Below are 1,577 nucleotides of genomic sequence, written 5' to 3'. Positions count from 1 at the left end.
GTCGACACCATCGAGACCCTGGTCGTGTCCGGGCTCGTGGTCGGCCCTCTCGTGCGGCGGTCTGTCGGCTCGCGCATGCGACGGTCGGGCATCTCGTGCGGCCGACGGCTCGTTCGTGCAGTGGGCGGCTTGTCCGTGCGGCGGGCGACGCGTCCTTGCGACGGACCCCGCTGCTCATGCGGCGGATGGCAGGTTCGTGCGGCCGACGGCTTGCTCATGCGGCGGGCGGCGGGCTTATGCGGACGGCCGGCTCATGCGGCAGCTGGTCGGCTCATGCGGCGCGCCCGGGCCGGTGCGGAGGGGTGGGCGAGCGACGTGCGTGGGCCGCGTTCTCGGCCGACCCGCCCTGCTCGTCCGGATGGCGATGACCACGCAGCGTGTCCGGTGGCTTCCCGAGCTCCCGTGTGGTGTCCGGTGAGGCGCAGGGGGGCGGACGGCGCTCGTAATCGTCGGAGGTGTGGGGCCGGATCGCCGGCCCGGAGGGCATCCGCCCTCTTCGTCAACGGATGCGTCACAGCTGCGAACGGCTGACGGCCCCTCTGTGTCCCGCCACCCGCCCGCGCACCCCGAGCGTCGCCGCCCCCGCCTCGGGTGACCCCCGTTACCCCACCCGAACCCTCCGCCGAAGCCAAGCCGTAACCCTCGCGCCGAGCACGCCCCTTGACGTTCGGTCAGTCGACCGCGCGCTTCTCACCTGCGGCATCCCCCGTACGGCGGGCGTCGCCCGGCGGACGGGTCGGGCTCCTCGGTTGCTGCGGTCGTAAGAAATTCCTGTGCGAATCATTGACGCCTTACCGGCCCCTCCGTAACTTGTGCCAGCAAGCGCTTACTTGAAACGATTCATGCAAGCGGCGGCGACCGCTGCGGGGAGGGGCCCGACTGTGGGAACCAGCAGGAATGTGGAGAGGCGGACCATCCTGAAGGCGGCCGGGGCCTCGGCGGCCGCGCTCGGGCTCGCTGCGACCGCCGGGTGTGGGGGCGGCAGCGGTTCCGGGGACGGCACAGTGACGATCCGTTACTCCTGGTGGGGTGCCGAGGAGCGCGCCAAGAAGATCAACCAGACCATCGCGCTCTTCGAGAAGAAGTACCCGAAGATCAAGGTCAAGACCGACTTCCAGACGTATGCGTCGTTCTGGGAGAAGTTCCAGACCCAGGCCGCGGGCGGAAATCCCCCGGACGTTTTCCAAAATGCCGTCACCTTTCTCCGGAAGTACGACAAGCGAGGAATTCTGCTCGATCTGAAGTCACAGGTTCAGGCCGGCAATCTGAGCCTGGATCACTTCCGTGCCGGTGTGACGAAGGTCGGCGAGGTCGACGGCAAACAGGTGGGAGTCCCCGTCGGTTCGAACACCATGGCGCTGGTCATCGACAAGAAGGTCTACGCGAAGGCCGGTGTCGAGCCGCACCCGGGCTGGACCTGGGACGACTACTTCAAGGCCCTGAAGACCATCCACGACAAGACCAAGGTCGCGGGGGACACCGGCTACTTCGCGATCATGTACCTCTACGACCTCTACCTCCGCCAGAACGGCAAGGCCTTCTACACCTCGGACGGACTCGGCTTCGACAAGTCCGAC

Annotated in this window: 1 protein-coding gene; it reads left to right on the top strand. The window is 67.9% G+C overall.

Going from position 1 to position 1,577, the window contains the following annotated elements; all coding sequences use genetic code 11:
- Positions 1-881: 881 nt before the first annotated feature.
- On the top strand, positions 882-1,577 hold a 696-nt coding region (locus ABZ646_RS46335), incomplete at its 3' end, for an extracellular solute-binding protein (protein ID WP_360533739.1).

This window comes from Streptomyces sp. NPDC007162 (assembly GCF_040634175.1).
GTDB lineage: Bacteria > Actinomycetota > Actinomycetes > Streptomycetales > Streptomycetaceae > Streptomyces.
This window is presented reverse-complemented; position numbering and strand designations above follow the sequence as displayed.